We start from the raw sequence: 625 nt of genomic DNA, 5'->3' as shown, positions 1-625 counted from the left end.
AGAGAGCGGATGCCCCACGCTTGTTAGCAGTAGCTCTAATAACTCAATGGTACGAGGTTCGAGATCAATCGCGATAGTGTCTTGATGAAGAGTCTGTGTTTTCGGATTGTAGACCAACTCGTCAATCGCAATACAACTGTGAGTTTGTTTGGCTTGTTGTAGAAAGTCGCGCATACCGTACCGCGTTATTTGGAAATCGCGAAATATTATATAGTTATTGAAGCGCGAAATCTTATAAATCGCGCGTCAATTATCATCAAAAGTTTATGAACCGTAGGTAACGGAATATCGGTGTGGTTTGTGATTCATCGCCAATACGACATTCAGTGCAAAGGCACCCAAAATCGAAAGGCCAATCACCTCTGGAGTGACAAAGAAGAATGAAGCAAACAGGATACATGCATCGATTGCCATCTGGCTTTTGCCAACAGAAATGCCAAACTTGTCCTGAATAAACAAACACAACACGTTAAAGCCACCTAGGCTGGAGCGATGTCGGAACAAAATCAGCATACCTAATCCCATCAATAGGCCACCAGCTACCGCTCAATAAATTTCGTTAACCGATTCGAGTGAGATCAGCAAATAAAGGTGATCGGCAAAGATAGATACCAAAGCGCCAGAA

At 43.2% G+C, this 625-nt stretch carries 2 pseudogenes; both read right to left on the bottom strand.

The annotated features are described in order from the left end of the window. Positions 1 to 174: pseudogene (locus R7P74_RS27305) on the bottom strand (winged helix-turn-helix domain-containing protein); the annotation flags it as partial. Positions 175 to 264: 90 nt separating this feature from the next. Beyond that, a pseudogene (locus R7P74_RS27300) lies at positions 265 to 625 on the bottom strand (YitT family protein); the annotation flags it as partial.

The organism is Vibrio sp. 2033 (assembly GCF_033339735.1).
Note: the sequence above shows the minus strand (reverse complement) of the source record. Positions and strands in the feature narration are given on the sequence as shown.